General features: G+C 50.3%; 15 protein-coding genes. 6 read left to right on the top strand and 9 right to left on the bottom strand.

Translation table 11 applies throughout. The features are described 5' to 3' along the window. Positions 1 to 101 precede the first annotated feature (101 nt). Entirely contained in the window at positions 102 to 1895 is a 1794-nt protein-coding gene (argS, locus tag G7Y39_RS09935) for an arginine--tRNA ligase (RefSeq protein WP_165157329.1), read from the top strand. A 134-nt stretch (positions 1896 to 2029) separates the two neighbouring features. Here the strand turns inward: argS and topA are convergent, their stop codons facing one another. After that, positions 2030 to 4378, bottom strand: coding sequence for a type I DNA topoisomerase (gene topA, locus G7Y39_RS09930; protein WP_165157328.1), 2349 nt, complete (start codon positions 4376 to 4378; stop codon positions 2030 to 2032). A gap of 162 nt (positions 4379 to 4540) precedes the next feature. Here topA and G7Y39_RS09925 point away from each other — a divergent pair, with 162 nt between their 5' ends. Both G7Y39_RS09925 and G7Y39_RS09920 read left to right on the top strand, forming a co-directional pair. After that, a complete protein-coding gene (locus tag G7Y39_RS09925) occupies positions 4541 to 4804 on the top strand; it encodes a tetratricopeptide repeat protein (protein ID WP_165157327.1) in 264 nt (87 codons plus the stop codon). A gap of 3 nt (positions 4805 to 4807) precedes the next feature. Then, complete coding sequence (locus G7Y39_RS09920; RefSeq protein WP_165157326.1) at positions 4808 to 6802, top strand: SUMF1/EgtB/PvdO family nonheme iron enzyme; 1995 nt, start codon at positions 4808 to 4810, stop codon at positions 6800 to 6802. A gap of 14 nt (positions 6803 to 6816) precedes the next feature. Here the strand turns inward: G7Y39_RS09920 and G7Y39_RS09915 are convergent, their stop codons facing one another. The 7 genes from G7Y39_RS09915 to G7Y39_RS09885 all read right to left on the bottom strand — a co-directional run bounded on the left by G7Y39_RS09915 (position 6817) and on the right by G7Y39_RS09885 (position 16612). Further along, positions 6817 to 7989: a PP2C family protein-serine/threonine phosphatase gene (locus tag G7Y39_RS09915; protein WP_165157325.1), complete on the bottom strand. Its 1173-nt coding sequence runs from the start codon at positions 7987 to 7989 to the stop codon at positions 6817 to 6819. A gap of 11 nt (positions 7990 to 8000) precedes the next feature. Further along, entirely contained in the window at positions 8001 to 8852 is an 852-nt protein-coding gene (locus tag G7Y39_RS09910; RefSeq protein WP_165157324.1) for a sensor histidine kinase, read from the bottom strand. 2 nt (positions 8853 to 8854) lie between these two features. Continuing rightward, the gene (locus tag G7Y39_RS09905; protein ID WP_165157323.1) at positions 8855 to 9985 is read right to left on the bottom strand and encodes a sensor histidine kinase; all 1131 of its coding nucleotides are present in this window, start codon (positions 9983 to 9985) and stop codon (positions 8855 to 8857) included. A 146-nt stretch (positions 9986 to 10131) separates the two neighbouring features. After that, positions 10132 to 11892 carry a TonB-dependent receptor gene (locus G7Y39_RS09900; protein ID WP_165157322.1) on the bottom strand — a complete coding sequence of 587 codons (1761 nt, stop codon included), beginning with the start codon at positions 11890 to 11892 and terminating at the stop codon, positions 10132 to 10134. Between the two features lie 9 nt (positions 11893 to 11901). Next, positions 11902 to 14901, bottom strand: coding sequence for a tetratricopeptide repeat protein (locus tag G7Y39_RS09895; RefSeq protein ID WP_165157321.1), 3000 nt, complete (start codon positions 14899 to 14901; stop codon positions 11902 to 11904). A gap of 96 nt (positions 14902 to 14997) precedes the next feature. Next, positions 14998 to 15519: an NUDIX domain-containing protein gene (locus G7Y39_RS09890; protein ID WP_165157320.1), complete on the bottom strand. Its 522-nt coding sequence runs from the start codon at positions 15517 to 15519 to the stop codon at positions 14998 to 15000. A gap of 106 nt (positions 15520 to 15625) precedes the next feature. Beyond that, positions 15626 to 16612: an ROK family protein gene (locus tag G7Y39_RS09885; protein ID WP_165157319.1), complete on the bottom strand. Its 987-nt coding sequence runs from the start codon at positions 16610 to 16612 to the stop codon at positions 15626 to 15628. Positions 16613 to 17554: 942 nt separating this feature from the next. Here G7Y39_RS09885 and G7Y39_RS09880 point away from each other — a divergent pair. The 3 genes from G7Y39_RS09880 to G7Y39_RS09870 all read left to right on the top strand — a co-directional run bounded on the left by G7Y39_RS09880 (position 17555) and on the right by G7Y39_RS09870 (position 23753). Then, the gene (locus G7Y39_RS09880) at positions 17555 to 18211 is read left to right on the top strand and encodes a hypothetical protein (protein ID WP_165157318.1); all 657 of its coding nucleotides are present in this window, start codon (positions 17555 to 17557) and stop codon (positions 18209 to 18211) included. A 237-nt stretch (positions 18212 to 18448) separates the two neighbouring features. Continuing rightward, positions 18449 to 21856 (top strand): TonB-dependent receptor, encoded by a 3408-nt coding sequence (locus tag G7Y39_RS09875; protein ID WP_165157317.1) that lies wholly within the window; start codon positions 18449 to 18451, stop codon positions 21854 to 21856. A gap of 37 nt (positions 21857 to 21893) precedes the next feature. Continuing rightward, positions 21894 to 23753 carry a RagB/SusD family nutrient uptake outer membrane protein gene (locus tag G7Y39_RS09870; protein WP_165157342.1) on the top strand — a complete coding sequence of 620 codons (1860 nt, stop codon included), beginning with the start codon at positions 21894 to 21896 and terminating at the stop codon, positions 23751 to 23753. A gap of 93 nt (positions 23754 to 23846) precedes the next feature. On the opposite strand, the gene G7Y39_RS13525 is transcribed toward G7Y39_RS09870, so the two are convergent. Next, the coding region (locus tag G7Y39_RS13525; protein ID WP_206225159.1) for a hypothetical protein at positions 23847 to 24059 on the bottom strand (213 nt) is incomplete at its 5' end.

Here is a 24059-nt window from a genome sequence, read left to right as displayed (position 1 = left end):
GAGACACCCTCATTCTCCGCAAAAAAGGATACAACGCAAATTGTATCCTTTTTTTGTATATCTTCGCGTGCGAATAGAATCCGAATTATATTTAGACGAATATGATTATTGAACAACAGATCACCGGGGCGATTATAGCCGGTATCAAAGAACTGTACGGAGCGGATGTCGCCGCTAGCCAGGTGCAGTTGCAAAAAACGAAAAAGGAATTCAAGGGGCACTTGACCCTGGTCGTATTCCCGTTCCTTCGCGTGTCGAAGAAATCTCCGGAGCAGACCGCCCGGGAGATCGGTGAGTACTTGTTGAGCAACGAGCCCGCGGTAGCTGAATTTAATGTAATCAAAGGATTCCTTAACCTGACAGTCGCTTGCTCTCACTGGATCGACTTACTGAACTCGATCCATGAGCAACCCGCTTACGGCATCATTCCGGTTACCGAGCGGTCGCCTTTGGTTATGATCGAATATTCCTCTCCCAATACGAACAAGCCACTTCACTTGGGCCATGTCCGCAATAACTTATTAGGATACAGCTTGTCGAAGATCCTGAAAGCGAACGGTAACCGGATCGTAAAGACGAATATCGTAAACGATCGCGGTATCCATATCTGCAAATCCATGTTGGCTTGGCAGAAATGGGGAAATGGAGCGACCCCGGAGTCTACCGGAAAGAAGGGCGATCATCTGATCGGTGACTTTTACGTATTGTTCAGCAACAAATTGAAAGAGGAGACCCGTGCGCTGGAGGCGAAAGGTCTTACCAAGGAAGAAGCCGAGGCGCAATCCACCTTGATGGCGGAAGCCCGTGAGATGCTTCGTAAATGGGAAGCCGGAGATGAAGAGGTCCGCGCGCTTTGGGAAATGATGAATAATTGGGTATACGCCGGGTTCAACGAGACCTATCAGATGATGGGCGTAGATTTCGATAGGATTTATTACGAGTCTCAAACCTATCTGGAAGGAAAAGAAAAGGTGATGGAGGGGCTGGAGAAAGGTATTTTCTATCGCCGTGAAGACGGCTCCGTATGGGCGGATTTGACAAAAGAGGGGCTGGATGAGAAGGTATTGCTTCGCGCGGATGGGACTTCCGTCTATATGACGCAGGATATCGGTACCGCCAAACTGCGTTTCGATGATTACCCGATCGATAAGATGATCTATGTCGTAGGAAATGAGCAGAATTATCACTTCCAGGTATTATCGATCCTGTTGGATAAGTTAGGCTTCGCGTTCGGCAAAGGATTGGTGCACTTCTCCTACGGAATGGTAGAGTTGCCCGAGGGTAAGATGAAGAGCCGCGAAGGAACAGTCGTAGACGCCGATGATTTGATGGCCGAGATGATCCGTACCGCGCGCGAGATTTCGCAAGAATTAGGGAAATTGGACGAGATGACTCCGGAAGAGGCTGAGCATATCGCCCGTATCGTGGGTCTTGGCTCCTTGAAATATTTCATACTAAAGGTAGACCCCCGCAAGAATATGACGTTCAACCCGAAAGAATCGATCGACTTCAACGGAAATACGGGACCGTTCATCCAATATACCTATGCCCGTATCCGTTCCGTACTGCGCAAAGCCGCGGAACAAGGGATCGTATTACCGGAGCGACTACCGCTCACTTTCGCCATTTCCGAGAAAGAAGAGAACCTGATCCAAATGATCGCCGATTACGCGCAGATCGTAAAGGAGGCGGGTAAACTATACAGTCCGGCTTGTGTAGCCAACTACATCTATGACCTGGTAAAGGAATACAATCAATTCTATCACGATTTCTCCATGCTGCGCGAAGAGAACCCGGAGGTGAAGCGCTTCCGTTTGGTCTTATCCGCCAATGTAGCCAAGATCGTGAAATCCGGTATGGATCTGTTAGGCATCGAGGTTCCGGAAAGGATGTAAGCTATTTATTCTAATCATAGTCAACAGAGAGTCTAGAGAACTCTCATTATTGGTTAATTAATGTGACGTTTTTCACCAAGAAGGGCCACCCGCGAGGGTCGCCCTTTTTACTTGTTATGCCGCCGGAACGTGCATCAAGCCATTTTCCGTGTCGTACGTTTCTTCGTCGTAGCCGGTTTTTCTCCCGCTTGGGTAATGATCTTCCGGCATTCCTCCAGGGTCAAGCACTCCGGTTTCTCGATCGTCTTAGGGATTCTGTAATTTTTCCCCCTATAAGAGATATAAGGGCCGAAGCGACCGTTCAAGATCTCCATCTCCGGATCCTCATCGAACTTCTTGATAAATCGTTGCTCATCCTTCTGCTTTTTTGCCTCGATCAACGCGATCGCCTCCTCGGCTGTTATCGACAAAGGATTCAAGTTCTTCGGGATGGAGACGAACTTTCCGTCATGACGGACAAAGGGGCCAAAACGTCCGACAGCGGCCACCATGACCTTGCCCTCATATTCACCGATCGTACGGGGCAAGTCAAACAATTTCAAGGCCTCCGCCAAAGTGATCGTCTCGATAGACTGCCCCTTCATCAAGGTCGCGAACTGAGGTTTCGGAGCCTCTTTGTCCTCCGGGTGCGCCTGCCCGATCTGCACGACCGGGCCATAACGGCCGATCTTCACGAAAACCGGTTTGCCGCTCTTCGGATCGATCCCCAACTCACGCTCACCCACTTTATGCTCCGTACGGACAGAGGACGCCTCCTCCACGATCGGATGGAACAGCTTGTAGAATTTATCGATCGCGTCCGTCCATACCATCTCGCCTTCCGCCACGGCATCGAATTCCTTCTCTACGCTCGCCGTGAAGTTATAATCCATCACGCCCGGGAAATAGGCCATCAAGAAATCATTCACGACCGTACCGATATCGGTGGGCATCAACTTATTCCGGTCCGCTCCTACGATCTCTGTCTTTTGGACCTCCTTGATCGTATGCCGGTCCAAGGTGAGGATATTATACGTACGCTCCGTTCCCTCCTTATCTCCTTTCACGACATACTCCCGATTCTGGATCGTCTGGATCGTAGGCGCGTAGGTGGAGGGACGACCGATACCCAACTCCTCCAACCGGCGGACCAAACTGGCTTCCGTATAGCGGGAAGGACGCTGCGTGAAACGCTCGGTAGCGACGATCTCCTTCCTGCTCAATACCTCGTTTAAGCGAACCGGAGGAAGAAGACCATTTTCCTGTTCCTTCTCATTCTCGTCGTCAAGACTCTCGCGGTACACCTGAAGGAAACCGTCGAAAGTAATGACCTCACCGGTAGCCACGAACTTCTCTCTCTTACCGCCGATGCCTACGGAGATCGTCGTACGCTCCAATTCGGCGTCCGCCATCTGGCAAGCGATCGTACGTTTACGGATCAATTCGTATAATTTCTTTTCCTGAGCGGTTCCGTTTATCTCATCATGGCTGATATAGGTCGGACGAATCGCCTCGTGCGCCTCTTGCGCTCCCTTGCTCTTGGTATGATATTGGCGGAATTTGTAATATTTCTCACCGTAGGTATTCAGGATCGTTTCTTTAGCCGTCCCCAAGGCCAAATCACTTAAGTTCACGGAGTCGGTACGCATATACGTGATCAATCCGGACTCATACAGGCGTTGGGCGATCATCATGGTCTGCGAGACCGAATACCCCAACTTACGGGCGGCCTCCTGCTGCAGGGTAGATGTCGTAAAAGGAGGGGCGGGTGTTTTACGCACCGGCCTTTTCGAGATCTCATCGATCGTGAAGGAAGCCTCCTCGCAAGACTCAAGGAATGCCTTCACCTCTTCCTTCTCTTTCAAGCGGCGGTTCAGCTCCGCCTTGAGGAGGGTCGTGCCATCCGGCAGGAGGAAGCTGGCGATCACACGGTAAGCGGCCTCCGAGACGAACTCATGGATCTCTCGTTCCCGCTCTACGATCAGGCGTACGGCGACCGATTGCACGCGCCCCGCGGACAAAGCCGGTTTCACCTTACGCCAAAGAATCGGGGACAGCTCGAAACCCACGATACGGTCTAAGATACGGCGGGCTTGCTGCGCGTTCACCAAATCGATATTGATGTCTCTCGGCGTCTCGATCGCGTGTAAGATCGCGTTCTTGGTAATTTCATGAAAAACGATACGTTTCGTATTCTCAGGTTTCAATCCCAGCACCTCATACAAATGCCAGGCGATGGCCTCTCCCTCCCGGTCCTCATCGGAAGCCAGCCAGACCTGCTCGGCTTTCTTCGCCTCGTTCTTCAATTCGGTCACGAGTTTCCTCTTATCCGCGGGAATCACATACTGGGGGGCATAATTGTGTTCGAGGTCTATACTGAAATCTTTCGTCTTCAAGTCGCGGATATGCCCGTAGCTAGACAGGACCTTATAATCCTTCCCGAGGAACTTCTCGATGGTTTTTGCCTTGGCGGGTGACTCCACTATTACCAAATTCTTTTGCATATCTATTTTTTGCTGGTTAGAAATCGGGTGCAAACTTACACAAATAATCAACGTACGCGATATATCGGTCACTAAAAAAGCGTTTTTTCCTATACATTGTATATACAGTCACACGTTTCTATTATACATTCGCGAAGGAAAAGATAAAAAACAAATCAAGACATGGAAGAGATAAAACGACTTATAGCGGAGAACCAAGCGGAGGAAGCGATCCGGCTTTTGAACGAGTGCCTCCAGGAACAGCCCTCCTCCGACGAGGCTTGGTTCCTTTTAGGGAAGGCGCATTACAAGCAAGGCGACGTGCGCCTGGCCCTGAACAGCTACTTGCGGGCGATGGAACTTAATCCGGAAAGCCCGGCGCGGGAAGCGTACAATATGGCGATCAAGGTACTGGATTTTTACAATAAAGATATGTATAACCCTTGAGCCATGAGAAGAATCCTATTCATCATCCTTTGGGCCGGTGCCTATCTGGCCGGGATATACGCTCAACAGCCCTCTATCCCATTGGTTGACATACCCGCCGGGAGTTTTTATATGGGCGGAGAGGGGCTCGGAGAAGATTTTGACGAGGCTCCGGTGCATAAGGTGACCCTCTCCCGACCGTTCCGCATGGGGCAGACCGAGATCACGAACGCGCAATTCGAGGCATTCCGACCGGAGCACAGGCTCTTCCGGGGCAAGAACGGCTTATCGAGAGAAGATGACGAGCCTGTGGTCTACGTAAGTTACCACGACGCGGTAGCCTTCTGTGAATGGCTTAGCCAAAAAGAGGGGAAAACCTACCGGCTACCCACCGAGGCCGAATGGGAATACGCTTGCCGGGCCGGTACTTATTACCCTTTCTACACGGGTGACGGCCTGCCCGGCAATTTCCAGAAGAACCAGAGAATCGTTCGCGATTACGCCCCGGTCTCTTTAAAAGTGGGGCAAACGCCCCCCAACGCGTTCGGCTTGTACGATATGCACGGGAACGTGGAAGAGTGGTGCTTGGATTGGTACGGCCCTTATAAGCCCGAGGCGCAAACGGATCCCTGCGGATATACGGTGGGGGATTTCCGGGTGACCCGAGGCGGCAGCCATAACACGCCGGAAAAATACCTCCGAAGCGGGAATCGTATGGCCATGATTCCGGAGGATAAACACGCCCTGACCGGGTTCCGCGTCGTACAAGCGGATTATCCACCGAGCCCGTCGTATTACCGCGACGAAAAGATTTCGCGCCGAAACGCCACGAATGTCAGACAAGAAAAGTTTCTATGGGCAAACGCGGGAGATACGCCCCGGTTCATCCCTCCTCGCCCTTACGTGATACGCCCGGACCGCGACGCTGACGAACCGTTCTTCAAACACAACCACCAGCCGGCCATTACGTGGTGCGATAACGGGGATCTGCTGGCGAGTTGGTTCTCTGCCGACGCGGAGAATGGCCGCGGGATGGTCGTCTTGGCCTCCCGCCTGCGGGCCGGGAGCGACGCGTGGGAAGAGGCGTCGTTATTCTTTAAGGTACCCGATCGCAATATGACCGGTTTAGCCCTTTTCAACGATGGCGCCGGAAAGCTCTATCATATCAATGGCGTAGAGGCCGCCGGGGACTGGCAGAACCTGATCATGGTACAGCGGATCAGCACGGACAACGGACAAACCTGGTCTGCTCCCCGGATTATAGCGCCGGAGCACGCCAAACGTCATCAAGTCATCGCCGGAACGATCCAGACACGCGAGGGCTGGTTCATCCAAGCCTGCGACGCGGGCCCGGGTAGCCACGACGGCGCGGCGATCCACATCAGCAAGGATCGCGGCAAGACATGGACAGATCCTTGGGATGGCGCGCCTTTACCGGATTTTAAGGAAGGAGGTACCGGAAGTACGATCGCCGGGATCCATGCCGGGATCGTCCAGCTGAAAGACGGGAGCCTCATGGCGTTGGGACGGGGCAATAGCATCAAGAATAAAGCGGGGCAACTTCGTATGCCGATGAGTATCTCCAAGGACGGGGGAAAGACTTGGACCTATCGCGCGTCGGAGCTGCCTCCGATCGATGGGGGACAACGGTTGGTCCTACTACGCTTGCGGGAGGGGCCCCTATTGTTAATCTCATTCACCGACCATCCGTTGAGGACACCGGAAAACGAACGGGGCATCATCTTCCCGGATAAAGCGGGGAACTCATACCGGGGTTTCGGGTTATACGCGGCTCTCTCTTATGATGAGGGGAAGACTTGGCCCGTGAAAAAGTTGATGACAGACGGCACCTATCGATTTCTGAATGGCGGCGCATGGACACAATTCTTCGAGATGGACCAAACGCACGCGGAACCCAGGGGGTATATGGCCGCTACCCAAAGCCCGGATCATCTGATCCACCTGGTGAGCAGTCGTCTCTATTACCAATTCAACCTCGCCTGGCTGGAAGATCCATAGATCTTCCGGCCTTATTATACGATTTCTCCCCTGTAAGTCAGCGCCAGCATCGTAATGTCGTCGCTCTGCGTGGCGCCGTTCACGAAAGATCGGACGGATTCGGAGAGGCCTTCGATCATGGATCTGGGGGAGCGGTTCTTGACGGAGCCGCAAGCCTCCACCAGGCGGATATCCCCATAAGGCTCATTCCGCAGGTTCATCGCCTCGCTGATCCCGTCCGTATAGAGGAACAGGCTATCTCCCGCTTCCAGCCGCAAGGCTCGCTCTTGATAAGCGACTCCCGGCACGACTCCCAAGGCCATCCCGCCGGTCGTCGGCAAAAGGGAGACCGCGTCGTTTTTACGAATCCAGACCGGACGGTTATGCCCCCCGTTGCAATAGACCACGTCGCCCGTATGGATATTCAAGATCGCGTAAAAAGCGGTGACAAACATCCCGTTGACACTCTCGCGACACAACAGCTCGTTCGATTCCCTCATGCAGACTGCCGGGGAAAGCTGCCTGAGCGCCGTGGCACGGATCACCGTACGGCTGATCGCCATAAAAATAGCGGCCGGAATCCCCTTATCCGACACATCCGCGATCGTAAAACCCAGGTGATGATCGTCTACCAAGAAGAAATCATAGAAATCCCCCCCCACGGTTTTCGCCGCGCTCATGGTCGCGTAAAGATCGAATTGCTCATATTGCGGAAAGGGGGGAAACTGCTTCGGCAGGATCGACTGCTGGATCTCGCGCGCCACGTTCAGGTCATATTGGATCTCCTCCAGCTGGTGATGCTCCTTTTGGGCCTCCTTGATAAAAGAGATCTGCCCGACCGCCTTCTCGATCGTACGTTCCAGATCCTCCATATCGATCGGCTTGGTAGCGAAGTCGAAAGCGCCATGGTTCATGGCGGTACGGATATTCTCCATGTCGCCGTAGGCCGATACGATGATACATTTCAAGGCCGGGTTACGCATCTCGTTGATCCTCGTCAGCAAGGTCAGTCCATCCATCTCCGGCATATTGATATCGCTCAATATAATATCGAAGTCCGGATGATCCAACATCATCCTCAACGCCTCCAACCCGTTATGGGCAAAGGAAAACTCATACTCACCCCTACGGATCTTCCGACGGAAATACTGGGTTAGCAACACTTCCAGATCCTGCTCGTCGTCTACGCTTAATATCTTGACAGCCATAATTTTTCTATTTATTTCGTTACTGGAATAAGGAATGTGAAACGAGTAAACTCACCCTCTTTCGATTCCACCTCTATCTTCCCGTCGTGTTTCTCCTCTATGATAGACCGGGTAATGGAGAGTCCCAGGCCGGTTCCCTCTCCCGCCGGTTTCGTGGTGAAAAACGCGGAGAATATCTGCTCCCGGACCTGCTCCGGTATACCGATGCCGTTGTCCTCGATGCTTAATCGCAACCGGTCTCCCTCCTGCCGCAGATCCACGGATATAACCGGCTCATACCCGATCGGCGAGCGCTTGGATTTATTATAGACCGCGTAGCAAGCGTTGTTCATGACATTCAATACCGCGCGGCTCAAATCCTGCGGGATCACTTTCAGCATCGGAAGCCCCTCCTCGTAACGCTCCCGGATCGCGATATTGAAGCCTTTATAGTTCGCCCGCATCGAATGATAAGCCAGCCAGACGTATTCCTTCACCAGGTTCTTGATATCCGTAAGGATGTATTCGTCCTCCTTCCCCCTGGAATAAAGCAAGATGCCGCGGATGATACTTGTCGCCCGGTTCCCATGCTCCTCGATCTTCTTCAGGTTGTCGTGCAAATCATTGACGATCTCGCCGAACTCCTCGCGCGAGGCGGTGAGTTTCTCCCACGATTCCGGAGGCAGGATCGCCTTCTCTTCTTCCAATATATCGTCCAGGTCGTCCACCAGCTTGGCGGACAACTTACTGAAGTTGACGACGAAGTTGAGCGGATTCTGGATCTCGTGCGCGATTCCGGCACTCAACATACCTAAAGAGGCTAATTTCTCCAAGTCCCTCACTTGCGAACGTAGCCGTTCTATTTCCTTACTCTGGTCTTCCATATCTATTCCTCCTCGTTAGGCGGTGTAATTGTTTTCGATTGATACACCGGGACCGTGATCAGGAACCGGGTATACTCTCCCTTCTTACTCTCCACCTCGATGGTCCCCCGATGGTTCTGCACGATCTCGCGGCAGAGGTAAAGCCCTACTCCGGCAGCCTCCCCGGTGGTCTTTGTCGTGAAGAAAGGAGCGAATATCTTATCTTTTATAGTCTCGTCGATACCCGACCCGTTATCCCGGATCGTTATTTCCAGCAGATCCTTATTGACTCTCAATCCCAGGAATATCTCCGGGCTGAAAGCCACGGTCTCCGATTTCTTCAACAGGGCATACATGGAATTTTTCAGCATCCCGTCCAGCACCTTGCCGAACTGCTCCACGTTCACCTCCATCATCAGCGACAGCGTCAAATTATCGAAAACAATCCGGATATGCTTCGCTTGAATATCCGGCTCATACGTTTTCCTCAATTTGTCCAAGGCGACCCGGCATAATCCGTTTATGTTGGTAAGCGTAAGATTACCCCTTCGGTCTTTCAGCAATTCCTCCATCGCCTTGACGATACGGACCGTATTGAAACCATGCTCGGAGATCTTCTCCAAATTACAGGTCATCATATTCAAGAGGTCTACCGAGTCGTCATACAGATCCGCTCTCAGGTGCTCTTTCTGGCTATCCAGATTTTCACGGAGATCCTTGGCCAGCCCCGAGGTCAGGCTCGCGAAGTTATTGATATAATTCAGCGGGTTCAGGATACGGTCTACCAGACCTTGCGTCAACTGCCCCACGGTAGCCATCCGTTCCTTGCGGACCAGTTCGTCTTGCGCCTCGCCCAAGGCTTTCAAGGCCGCCGCCAATTTCTCGGATTCCTCTTGGATCGCGTCCTTCTCCGAACGGATTTCCTGCGTACGTACCTCTACCTCTTTCACCAAATACTCCTTTTGCTTGAGTTTCCGCTTGAAAACAAGCTTGGCGACCTGGCTAAACAGGATCAAGGCAAGCAAGCCGATCCATTCGTAATGACCGAACCTCACGGACACGCAAATACCGACCAAGCCACCCAGCGTAACCTGCTCGCAACGTTTGATCCGCCTCTTTAACCGATCGATCTCGGTATGTAAATCCTGTATCATGCTGAACCTCCTTTCCTAACTGTAGATAGGCAACGTAATCGTAACTTCCGTATAATGGTCTTTCTCCGACTCGATCACGCGCATCCGCCAGCGAAGGCTTTCCAATTGTTTGATATTGATGTCGCCCATCCTTCTTCTTGCCGGTGTCAGAAATTGATATTCACGCCAACCATCGCGCCAAAGCCTTGCGAAGGATAGCCGTAATAGAGCTCGTACTTCCGGCAAAGGATATTATTCAATTTCGCGTAAACGCCCCAGGTATCGTTGAAGGTATAGGAACCCGTCAGGTTTAGCTCGTTGATATTGTTCATCTTGTATTCGTCGGCTCCACTCAATTGGGTATAACGTCCGGTAGCCAGATAATAATCCAGCGACACGGAGACCTCCTTTACCGGACGAACCGTCAAACCCGCCGTCACCTCCATCTCCGGTTTGCCCCAAGCATGGGCCAGCTCCCCGTTCGCTTCCCCGCCGGTCCAGGTATCCCCAAAGTTCGCTTTCCAGCTATGATACACTCCCCGTAAAGAGACATCGAACCATTGTTGGTAACTATATTTCAAGGTAGCGCCCACAAAAAGCTGTTTCGTATCGATATCATCCATCGCCTCGCAGAAATTCGCGAAGTGGTCTCTCTCAAAAGTCCCCGACGGCAAGAAGAGCACATCGCTGCTCGTTATCTTATAACCGGCGAACACGTCGAACCAAAATCCCGGAGCCGCGCCACTCTTTATGCCGAGTGTAGCGTCCAACCAATTACGGGACGGGGCGATCCTTTGGGTAGGATTCACATAACGATTCACCAAAGCGATCTCATACATACTGTTGGCATACAACTTACCGCCCGCGTTCACGTAAAGCGAGGTCTTGTCCGCCACCTCCAGGTCTGCCGCGAGATCCGGCGAAGCCATGAACGTGCTGTTATCGCCGGTCACCAACATCACATTCGCCCCCAATTTCAGGTTCCAGCGATCCCCCTCTACCTTGTAATACGGGGAAAGAGTCACTTGCGCGTGACTCTCGAGCTCATACGTTTGATAGTTGAAATACGCGACCTCTCCGCCCAAGCCCATCCACATATTCCCGTTAAAGCCGGCATTCAAATCGAATGTAGCGTCAACGGTATGCTCTGTAGGACCATCGGCGGTTTTACCCAGCCCATATTTATGGGAGAAATTTATATAGCCCAGATCCAGGAAATATCCGAACGGAGCCTCTTCCTTCGACTCAAATCCGATGTTGGCGGCGATCGTCTGATCCACTTGGTTTGTTTCCCGGTCCGCCCTATTCAGCAGATCCGAGCTTGTCGCGCCCGCTGTCGCGTCAACGGGCAGTCCGTAGTAATTAAACGCGGAATACCCGTACCTCGCGCCCATACGGAATACCGTCTTGTCAAAAACATGTTTGAAACGGATCCCCCCCAGATTGTCATTGAGCTTCGCCTTTACCTTCTCGTCGTCCAGTTGGATATATTTCACCTTTTCATTCGTAGAACGATGCGAGTACCCGATCGTTAATTGATCCCGCTCGGTACTCAACAGATGATATCCCAGATCGCCATTTACATTCAAGTACGTGCCAACCCCCAAGTTAAGGTATCCCCGGCGCCTGTTGTAATCCATCTGCGTCATCCGATTTCCGGAAGGCAGCAAACGGATCTCCTTCCGCGGATCGGCCGCGATCGCATAATCGGAGTAATCGATCGGGATCTTACGGACCTCCGGCTCCTTCACCGCGGGAAGCGTATTTACCTTGCTGGCATCCTGCACGGAAGGATCATACTCCCGTTCAAGCGTCATCTCTCGGTTCAGGTTCTTTTCTTTCGTAACATCCTCTTGCGCGCCCGCGGCAGCGGCCGAACCCAGCAAAGCCACTACACACAACGCCTTTACAGTATATATAGTCTTCATCACGCTCTTTTATTTCTTTAGTTTACCCAATCTGTCTTCGATCATCGCGGCGATCTCATCATCGCCCTTGTAGTTGTTTCGCAAACTGGTCAGATATTGACGCGCTTGGAAATCATCACCTTGGCGGATATAAATATCGGCCAGCAAGACAAAGCCCCGTGCCAACCAATAGGAGTGAGGCGTACCGTTCTCGATGAAATCCATCAAGACCGTCTCGGCATTCTTATCCTCCTTGTTATCATAATACAATTGAGCCAATAGGTATTTAGCCTCCGCCCCGTGTGCCGTACGGGTATCCTTACTGATCGCTTTCAAGTCGGCCAACGCCTTGTTCTCCTGCTTCAAGCGGATATAGGCCTTCGCACGGACGTAACGGGCCTCGGACACGATCTCGGGAGAGAGCTTCGGTTCCTTCAGCAAATCGTTGGCGGCAAGCAGCGCCTCTTGCGGCTGGCCGGTCAACTCGGCGCAACGCATCAGGCCCAATTTAGCGGCCTCCCTATTCTCCGGGTTCTCCGCTACCGCCTGCAGCTGTTTGAAACTTTCCATGGCGGCGGCGTAATCCTTCTCCAAATACTCGATCTCAGCCTTACGCGCCCAAGATTCTTCCCTGAATTTCGTGTCACCGCTTTCCAATACGAGCGAGAACAGGCGTTTCGCCTCCTCCTGTTCTTTCTGGGCAAAAGCGATACTCGCCAGGTAGAAATTAGCGTTCGGGCCGAACGCTCCCTGCGGGAATGTTCGCAGATAATTCGTCAAGCTACGACGAGCGCCCTCATTATCGCCTCGCATAAACAACTTCTCGGCCGCCAGATAGGTCAAGGAGTCTTGCTCACTCACCTCGAAACGCACATTCCCGCCCAATGTATTCGCGTAGGCGGCAAACGCGTTGATATCGTTCAGCTCGATATATACGGACTTCAAGTCTTGCAAGGCCACTTTTGCCTCCTCGCTACCCGGATAGTTACCAATCACGCGCTTATAAGCCTCGACGGCCTTCTCCGGCTGATTGTCGTTGAAGTAAATCAAGCCAAGCTGTACACCGGCCTTACGGGCCAGACTGCTTCGCGGGAAGTCGCGCGTCAGTTGCTCAAAACTTGCCGCGGCCGCCTGATTGTTATCCAATAGCACGTAAGAGCGCCCTTTCTCGAACAGGGCATCGTCCACATATTGTGATTCCGGGAACTCGCGGATCAAGCGATCCATCACACGGATCTTTTCCTTATAATCTTTCTGTAATCCCAGCAGAAAGCCCTTCTGGTACACCGAATAATCTCCGGCGGACGGCTGCAATTGCGCCGCGCGCGTATAATTCTCTTCCGCCATAGCGAACTGACGGTCGTGGAATAGACAGTCGCCGATGCGATTGTAAGCGTCCGCGTAGGCCGGGGTCTGCTGATCGCTCTCCAGATTCACGTATTGGCGGAAGTGGTTCAACGCCTCGCCATACGATTTCAGCTTGAAGTAGCTGTAACCCACGTTATAATGAGCCAAGGCATACATATCCGTATCGCGTTGGCGGGTGTTATTCAAATACGTGCGATAATCAGAGATCGCCTTGTCATATTCTCCTTGGCGATAATAAGATTCCCCGCGCCAGAAATAAGCGCCGTTACGAGATTCCGGATTATAGGCGCCCAATGAGATCGCGCGGCTGAACCGATCAACCGCCCGGTCCAACTCCATATTCGTGAACGCCTGTGTCCCCAACTGGAATAAGATATCTTGCTTCGCCTCCAAGATCTTCGCGCTCGGTCGCTTGATCTTATCGATCGAGTTCAGGGCCGCCTGATAATTCTTGGTAGTCAGGTAAACCTCCACCAGATAATCGTTTACCTTATCGGCATATTTGGAATTCGGGAAATCGTTCAGGAAGTCCTCGAAGATTGTCACCGACTCACCAAAGCCGGCGAAAGCGGTCTCGTGGATCAATAAAGCGTAATTATACATGGCCGCCTCTTTCACCTGCTTGTCGAAAGAAGAAGTGGCGGCGGCCTCGAAGGACATACGGGCGTTATTCTTGTCTTTCGATTTCAGGTAACTTTGTCCCAGATACAGATACGCGTTCTGCGAAAGGGCATCGTTCTCGCGCACGGTCCGTCCCAGCGCGTTCGCGGCGCTGCTATAGAGGCCCTTGTTGTAATAACATACCCCCAGGATATACAGGTCGCCCCTCAGCGGATCACTCGCGGAGGAGACATATTTGCTCAGCATCTGAATCGCCTGATCCTCATCCCCCAGATGATAGCTGGCATTACCCATGATACGGTAAATCTCGCCATTGTCCTCGCTATCCGGATAAGAAGCGAGCAATTCCTTGCCTTCGCTGATCACCTTCCCGTACTTATTCTGGATAAAATAAATCTGCGCGATATAGTACAACGACCGCTCCTTGTAATCGGGCAAGTCCTTCAAGCGGGTAAATTCCACCAAGGCATTGTCGTATTTACCGGTCGCGTAATCGATATAAGCGACGTAATAGGTAGACGCCTCCCGATACTTCGTCCCGATCTGCCCGATCCGCGCGAAATAGCCGCGGGCCCTCTCCATATCCCCGGTTTGCAACAAGGAATAAGCCAGACGGAAGCAATAGGCTTCCTGTTGTTCCGGACTTAGCATATCGATGTCCGACTCGTTCAACCAGAAGATAGCTTTCAGATACGCACCCTGTCCGAAATGGGCGGAACCGATCAAGAAATTCACCTCGTCCGCGTGACGGGAGGCCGGGTACACATCCAAATACGCCTTCAACAACTCAACGGCATGGGGACGGCCTTGCTCATAAGCCGAGCAGGCCAACATATAATCGGCCTCTTGAATCAAGTCGGCATCCGCGGAACGCTGTTTATACGCCTCCAACTTATCGATACAACCCGAATAATTCTTCAAGCCAAACAACTCCTTGCCTTCGATAAACAAACGGTCCGGCGCGTCAAATTGATACGATCTCTGCCCGCTTGCCGCGAGACTGCCTACTACCAGACACAGCGGAATAAGTATTCTTTTCATCACTCATTTGCCTTTTAATACAAGCACTTGCTTCAGTGCCCGTTCATTCTAATTCGCAAATATAAGCAATATGCGCCAAACAAAAGGCAAGTTCCATCAATATTTTCCAAGATAGGCCGGCACCGCCTTCCGGACAGAGCCCAGGCCGAACGCTTCCGGATTCACCTCCTCCGGGCGAAGGATCACGATCTCGGCGGCATCATCCTCCGCGCGCACGTTATTGAAGTCATCTACCAAGCACTCATAAAACAGGTCCAGCGTATGCACCTCAAAGCCGGAATACCTATACAGATTGGGCAGGGAAAACAGATAACGGCAATTCCGAATAGACAACCCCGTTTCCTCCCTGACTTCCCGGCAGGCGGCCTCCTCTCCCGACTCGAACCTGTCGACAAAGCCGCCGGGCAGATCCAACGTGCCTTTAGCCGGCTCTTTCCCCCGGCGAACCAACAACAGCTCCCCCTTGGCATTCTTTATGAAACAAGCGACAGCCGACGACGGGTTGAAATAATAAACAAAACCGCACGCCATACATTCTTTCGCCTTCTCGTTATGTTCCGCGAAAGCTTTTGCCCCACAGACCGGGCAAAACTGAAATTGATAAAGCGGATGTCTCATACCACCTTGCGACACTAATTCCGTTAAAGTCGGCAAGCCGCACCTATCCGGATGCGGCTTGCCCTATCTCTCTGCTATTTTCAACGTTGCACGCGAAACATAAGGCTCAGACTTCCAAACCGGCGCTTTGGTCTCTCACTTCCCAGCCCAACGCACTCGCTCCCAACACGGCAGCGTCGCTCTCTTTCAATTGAGAGAATAACAATTTCGTCTTACCGGCGAATACTTTCAGCATATTCTTCTCCATCGAACGCTTGATCGGGTTCATGATCAAATCGCCCGCTTTCGTAAGGCCACCAAACAAGATAATAGCCTCCGGGCTGGAGAACGCCACGAAATCAGCGAAAGCCTCACCCAACATCGTACCTGTAGCCTCGAAGATCTCAAGAGCGATCTTATCATTCTTCATAGCCGCGTCGTATACGTCTTTTGAGGTGATTTCATCCGGGTCCAGATCGCGAAGAACGCTCTCGTCCTTACGGATCGCCAGATATTCGCGAGCCGTGCGAGCCACTCCGGTAGCCGAAGCATAAGCCTCCAGACATCCCTGGCGGCCGCAACCGCACTGACGGCCGTTGTTACGACGCATGATCACATGCCCCAACTCGCCGGCGAAACCGTCATGCCCGTACACCAAGTTACCACCGACCACGATACCGCTACCCACGCCGGTACCCAAAGTGATCACGATAAAATCTTTCATGCCGCGAGCAGCTCCATAAGTCATCTCGCCGATAGCGGCAGCATTGGCGTCGTTTGTCAAAGCGACAGGAATACCATCGATCTGCTCGCTGATCAATTGAGCCAAAGGAATCTTGCCCTTCCAAGGCAGGTTCGGGGCGAATTCAATGCAACCGTTGAAAAAGTTCCCGTTCGGGGCGCCAACGCCCACCCCTTTGATCTTATCCGTGCCTCCGGCCTGATCGATAACGGATTTCAGCCCTTTGGCCAATTCCGCCACATAGTCATTGACATCGGCATATTTACCCGTCTTGATTGATCCACTGTACAAGATTGTTCCTCTTGCGTCGACTACACCGAAAACAGTGTTGGTACCACCTATATCGATACCCACTACATAAGGCTTCTCCATGATTTTGTATTTAGGATTAATAATGATTTTTCCTTTTTCCGAGTAGCAAATATAAGGGGTTTAACACAAGTTACAATACAATTTCAAGAAAATTTTACGAATCGCGATCATTTTCGTTCATTTCCCCGAAAACTTATGTTTAGCAACACTGTTATACGATGATAGCGACCGCTCAATCCGGTCGTTAATGTCCTCTTGTCTCTGGCAGCGCCAACAGCCATCCGTGAGAGCCGGGCGACATCTGTCTGGAATCGGGTAGCCAAGTCACTGGAATCCGTCATGCGTTCCATTGACTTAGCGCCGTATCTCAATGGTTTTCCGGTCGGGTCTCAATGGGAAAAGACGGGGAGGTCAGGGCGCAAAGGGCGCATCTTTACGGCCTTTATAAAAACTTTTATATATATATAAATTTACATCGTACTTATACAGTAAGATAAATATTTATATATGTATATATTTTTAGCGGAGGCCTTGTTTTTGCGCCCTTTGCGCCCTGAGCTTTTCCGGGAAGGCGGCGTTGTTTCCGGCCTATCTTCTTGTCCTTTAATGGCTTCAGTCTTCCTGAAGCGGCTGTTCGCCTTCGCTTGCCAAGAGCGCGAAAAATGGGCTGTTACGTGATCTTCATGATCGCAAAAAGCTGTTTTTCGCTCGATTTCGTGGACAAAAAACCGTGTCGTTGAAGTGGTCGACACGATATTCTCGGCAACTTATTTTTTAACATTACTAAATTCCTCCAAAAGATGTGACAGTCTGATTTTTATTGCTATTTTTGTTATCGTATTCGGTAATGCTTTTTTGGTTCTGCAATCGCCATGGTAAGTAAATTACCGATATGCACCAAACCGTTGGCAAATTATTTTGCACCGACGGTTGGATTTCATCCGATTTTTTGACCGTGAAATGCTTCGATAAAATCTTAATTCATTAAAATTAGTCTACAAAATGAAAACATCAACCGTATTATCACTCCTGCTTCTTATCCTCTGCGCCTGTGAGAACGACGACATATTGGGCGGGGATGAATTATGCGCATCCTTGGAAGACCGTTATTTTGAATCGGTCTCCACCTGCACGTTCACGAAAAAAGACGGAACAAAACAAAATCCTTATCCCGGAAGGACATATGACGTGGGAGCGCCCTTCACTATGTGGTTCAAGGACGGTAAATTGTACGAGCCAAGCGACACTGAAGGAAGCGACATCCGGTGGCGTAAATGGGAGGCCTATAAAGAGGAAAAAAAGCTGGGAAAGATCCTTTTGCTCGTAGGACGCAACTATCAGATCCATGAGGACGGAGAAGTTTCCTCCTTTTCCAGCCACCCATTCCCATACGAGACGGCAGGAGGCAAGCTCTTTCTCAAGACCGATGGAGGTAAAAAAATAGTAGCCACCGTAACCTATCCAGACGAGATCGCAGATGACCAACGGATCTTTCCCAAAGCCGAATATGAACTCCGAGAAGGGTTGGCACCCAATAAGAACATACGTATCGCAGCGTATCACTTCTTCGATTCTGACGAGGAAGTCCTCCAATACTTGGAGGAGCGGATGGGCGATTGGGAACCGGCAACCCCTTTGCCTCCATATGTCTCGTTTTGATTCCCATGCCTTCAATCTACGAAGAGATCAGGGGCTGTCTACCATTATTGAAGGGGACACGCAAAAAAAAAAATTAATTAAAAAAGTTGCACGTATCAAAAAAAACACAGATCTTTGGGAACGCAAGATTTGAGCGGCGGCTTGAGCTTTGAAGCGAGTTGCTTCTTTGGCGCACGAATTTAGAGAGAGAAAGCAATTAGTGTTATTTAATTTATAATACCTTAAATTCTAATTTGTATGAGCAATGTTGTATCATGGAAGCCTTTCCTTTTAGGAGCTTCTTTTCTTCTGTACGGAGCCGGAACGGCTTTAGCTACGGAGGCGGATCATTTGTATCCAACATCTAGTACAGGAATCTTGAGCGTACAGCAAAACGGACGTCAAGTAACCTGTACGATCGTAGACAAATCAGGCCCTATCCTTGGAGCTAACGTAGTCGTAAAAGGGACTACGATCGGAAACATCTCGGACATGGACGGTCGCGCCGTAATCGAGAATGTGCCCGCAAACGCGGTCTTGGTGGTGTCTTACATCGGATACGTGACCCAGCAGGTGGCGCTAAGAGGTAACCAAACCGCTATCAAAATCACTTTAGTAGAAGATTCTCAAGCCTTGGACGAGGTAGTCGTAACGGGTTATAGCACCCAGGCGAAGAAAGACATTACGGGATCTGTAGCCGTGGTCGCTACGGACGATTTGAAAGAGACTCCGGTATCTAACTTCGCCGAGGCCCTGCAAGGTAAGGCTGCCGGTGTATTCGTACAGGCCGGTGGTGGTCCGTTGGGCGAGACAACGATCCGTATCCGTGGTGTAGGCTCCGTGAACGGTTCCGACCCGCTGATCATCGTGGATGGCGTGCAAGGCGTAGATATCGATGCTGTGAACCCGAACGATATCGAGTCCATGCAGGTCTTGAAGGATGCCGCCGCCTCCGCTATCTATGGAGCGAAAGGAGCGAATGGCGTTATCATCATCACGACTAAGCAAGGAAAGAAAAGCGATAAGGTACAGGTATCTTACAACGGTTATTTCGGCGTGGCCAAGATGGCGAACGATGGTTATGGCCTATTGGACGGATGGGAAGCCATGGAATTCCAAGAGGAAGGACAGCGAAACGCACTCAAATACCGGAATACGCTTTACTCACATTCTCAATTCGGTTCGATCGGCCCTGACGGTTCAGGACATCTGACGATGCCTTACGCTATTAAGCCAAACGGCTTGTCGAAAGAGCAGGTCATTGAGCAATTCGGTTCACTCGACGCATGGCTGGCATCTTATAAAGACAATGGAAAAAGCACATGGTCTCGTTCCGCTTATTATCAAATGCTGGAAGACGGTTATTCCGAGGCAGAGGCTAAAAAGGGTACGGATTGGTACGATGAGGTTGTGCAAACCGGAAAAGTACAAGATCACCAAGTATCCGTGACCGGCGGTGGAGACAAAGCGACCTACGCCATGGGATTGGGTTATATGAACCGCGAGGGAACAATTAAAGAATCATGGTTCCGCCGTTATTCCTTACGTGTCAATACAAACTTCATGCCCAACAAGTATTTCTCTATCGGGCAGAACACCAATATCGCGATCATCGAGAACTCCGGTGAGCGGGGTCGTCAAGGCGATGATAACACCTTCGGTAAGACCTTCTCCATCCAACCTTGGGTACCTATCTATACGATTGGCGGAGACTATTCCGGCTCGCAGAACTCTGAGGGAGGACGTGCGAATACAGCCGTTCAGACCGTAGACGACGAAAAGGACAACCGTCGCCGCTTCTTGCGTGCGCAATCCATGATCTATGGTGAGATCAAACCGCTGGAAGACCTTGGGGAAGACTTGAAGATCCGTACACAATTTAGTGCCACATTGATGGGAAGCTGGGACTATTGGATGAACAAACGCACGATCATGACGAATAAGGAGGGTTCTTCCAATAACAGTTTTTACGAGCAGGCAAACTATCGTCTGGGATACCAATGGACGAATACGATCACTTACAACAAGACGATTAACGAAGATCACAAAATCGGGGTCGTACTTGGTACCGAGGCTCTTCGTGAAGGTTTAGGCCGCTGGATCCAGGCGAACCGTATCGATTACGTATTCGAGGATAATCCAAACTTCTGGACAATCGCCAATGGTTCTACCAACAATATGGGGAATGGTGGAAATATAAATAATGTGACTACGATGTTCGGTATCTTCGGCCGTGCCGATTATGCTTATCAAGGCAAGTACTTGGCTACCGTTACCGTCCGTCGAGACGCATCCTCTCGCTTCTCCGAGAAAAACCGTTGGGGAACGTTCCCTTCTATTTCTTTAGGTTGGCGTATATCTGATGAGAAATTCATGGAGAAAACTCGTTCCTGGATAGACGACTTGAAGATTCGCGCCGGTTACGGTACGACGGGTAACTCTAACATCGATCCCTATAACTGGGCATTCCAATACGGTACGGCGAACAAGTACTTATACAGCATATCAGGTTCCGATACAGACGTAGCTCAAGGATTCGGCGTAACCAACCTTGGAGATGCCGATGCTAAATGGGAGACTTCCAAGATGTTGAATACAGGATTCGACTTAACTACATTGGATCAACGCTTGAGCATCAACTTTGATTGGTATCTGAAGAAGACTTCCGGTATGTTGATTGATGCGAACTGGTCAGCCTTGGCCGGTAACGCCACCAAGCCCAAGATCAATATCGGAGATATGGAGAATAGAGGTATTGATTTGAACATGAATTGGAGAGACAAGGTAGGAGATTTCAACTATTCAATCGGCCTGAATCTCTCCCACTACAAAAACAAACTTACCGAGATCGGTACAGACGCAGGTATCTTCACGGGTACTCGTATCTCCAACATGAACGTATTGATGAAAGGTCATGCGGTAGGTATGTTCCACGGTTATCAGTTGGACGGCATCTACAAGAGCGAGGATGAGGTCCGCAACTACAAGAACGACAATGGGCAGGCTGTATTACCTTTCACGGTAAGCGACCCTGAGAAATTGATCGCCAGTGATTTCGTAGGAAAGTACAAGGTGAAAGACATAAACAACGATGGCAAGATCAACGCGGATGACCGCACATTCATTGGTAACCCGCATCCGGATTTGACAGGAGGACTGAACCTGAGTTTAGGTTGGAGGAACTTCGATTTGAGTACTTATTTATACTTCTCCATCGGTAATGACCTCTTCGCCATGTATAAGTATTATACCCACTATGGAGCTTTACAATCCGCTTACTCAAAGGATCGCCGCGACAACTCTTGGCATCCGGAGAAAAATCCGGACGGAATCTACCAGATGTGGGCTACCGTGGGAGGTGAAGGAGACTTAGCGGCTAACCAATCCAACTCGGGTTATATCGAGGATGGTTCGTTCCTACGTATGCAAACGTTGACTTTGGGTTATACGCTTCCTAGGAAGATCCTCAACAAGATCAAGATGGAGAAGATCCGTATCTACGGACAAGTCGCAAACGTATTTACCATCACCGGATATTCCGGACTGGATCCACAAGTTCGTACAGATAACGGTTCCGGCGGTTCTAACGACCGAAACATGGGTACAGACTTTGGCTCATACGGTATGCCGCGTCAGTTCATCCTTGGTGTGAACGTGGCATTCTAAGTAGAATGATGATTGAAAACAATTAAATATAAACATGATGAAGAAACTATTTATATATGCGGCGATCGCCGCTGCGGCAATGGGAGGTATGACTTCTTGCTCAGACTTCCTGAATGTGCAACCGGCAGGAAAGGTGAGCGAACCTGACTTCTTGACACAAGCCGGTGTTACCCAGCTAATGACGGGTATGTATGCCACATTGCATGATTACACAGGTAATGACTATTGGCAAAGTCTTAGTAACTATGTCTATGGTGATATCATGGGCGGAAGTGCCAATAAGGGATCCAACTTCACAGACCAACCGGATTTCACCAGTTTGGAAACTTATACGTTCGCGACAGACAACAGTTATTTAAATAACAAATGGAGAAGTTGCTATAACGGTGTTTTCATGGCAAATAACGTGATAAACGTAGCGAATAAAGGAGAGGAAGCAAATGCTTTATCTACTATCGCAGGCGAAAGCAAGGACTTCTTGACCGAGACAATCGCCCAGGCTCGTTTCTTCCGCGGTTTCTGGCATTTTGAGGCAGTCAGGATCTTCGGCGCGGCTGTTCCCTACATTACAGACCAGGATTTGGCCGAAAGCGTAAATCCCCAGGTTTCCAACGTAGATGAGAGCGGGAATTACATCTATATCTGGGATAAGATCGCTGAGGATTTCCAATACGCTTACGACAATCTGCCCGACACATGGTCTGTAGATAAGGGGCGTGCGAACAAATGGGCTGCCGCCGCTTTCCTCGCGAAGTTGAGAATCTATCAATCTTCACCCTACAACGGGACGAACGGGACGAGCAATCATTGGGCCGAGGCGAAAGCCATTCTTGAAGATATTATGGCAAATGGCAAAGACAATAACGGTACGAAATATCAGTTAGCGGAGAACTATGAGAAATTGTATCTCGCCGGTGAATCTGATTGGACGGGAGAATCCGTTTTCGACATCCAAATGGCTATTGCAGGTACACAGGTGAACACGAACGCCATCAACGGCGCTCCCCATGTTGGTTTCCAAGGAGCCTTAGGTACAGGAGGTTGGGGATTCTATCAACCTTCTTATGAGTTGGTTAACTCTCATATCGTAAATGAGGCCGGTTTGCCGGAGATGAATAACGCTTATCAAAACGCAGCACCTCTGACTACGATAGATGACGCGTCCGTACCTCATACGGATCTAACGGTATATACCGACCCTCGTTTGGACTTTACCGTAGGTCGTTTCAACGTGCCTTATTGGGATTGGTCTATTCCTACGACCATCTCCGGTTGGATTCGCGAGCTTTCTAACGGTGGACCGTATTTGCACAAGAAGAATATTCCTCGGAAAGCAGATCAAGGAAGTTTGTCCGTATCGACGCAAAGTGCGTCATCAGCTAAGAATTTCCACTTAATTCGTTATGCGGACGTATTGTTATGGTATGCTGAGACATTGATAGAGACAGGCAAACCGCAAGAAGCCGGTCAATATATCAATCAAATCCGTGAACGTGCGGCTAAGGCTTATGTTCACGCAGCGGATGAGGCAATGGTAGAGATTCCGTCTTCTTATGTATTTGACAATAAGATCAGTGGAACACAAGGCACGAATGCGGCGGCAAACTATCGTATCGGTCTGTACCCGCCTTCACAGTTCGCGACCAAGGAATCGGCTACCAAAGCTTTGCGTTGGGAACGTAAAATCGAAATGGCATTGGAAGGTCATCGTTGGTTTGATTTGGTACGTTGGGGTATTGCCGCAGACGAGCTGAATAACTTTCTCTCCTACGAATCCAAGTACTTGGGTAAATACCTAAATAAATATTATAACCCGAAATGGGCAACCTTACCCATTCCTCAAAAACAGATCCAGTTGATGAATGGTGTTTTGGTTCAAAACGAGAACTGGAAATAATCAAATAGGTTATAACCCTTTAAGCGGCCGGACATGTCTCTCATGTCCGGCTTGCTTTTTTTAACTTCCCCAACGAAATGATTTTTGATGCAGTTACCCTGTTTTACGACTTCGGATAACCTCTATTCCCGACAAAAGCACTATCTGTGTAAGCATTTGATAAACTACAGGTATTAAACCTTTATATATAACAATAGCGACTGTCACTATGAAGCTAATAGTTGCAGTCGCTATTGTTTTGTTGAACCTATATGTTGCAGTCGGCATTAGTTGCCGGATTCCCCATTTTGTTTTGTCAATACACTT

Origin of the sequence: Parabacteroides sp. ZJ-118 (assembly GCF_011038785.1) — a bacterium.
Lineage (GTDB): Bacteria > Bacteroidota > Bacteroidia > Bacteroidales > Tannerellaceae > Parabacteroides.
Note: the sequence above shows the minus strand (reverse complement) of the source record. Positions and strands in the feature narration are given on the sequence as shown.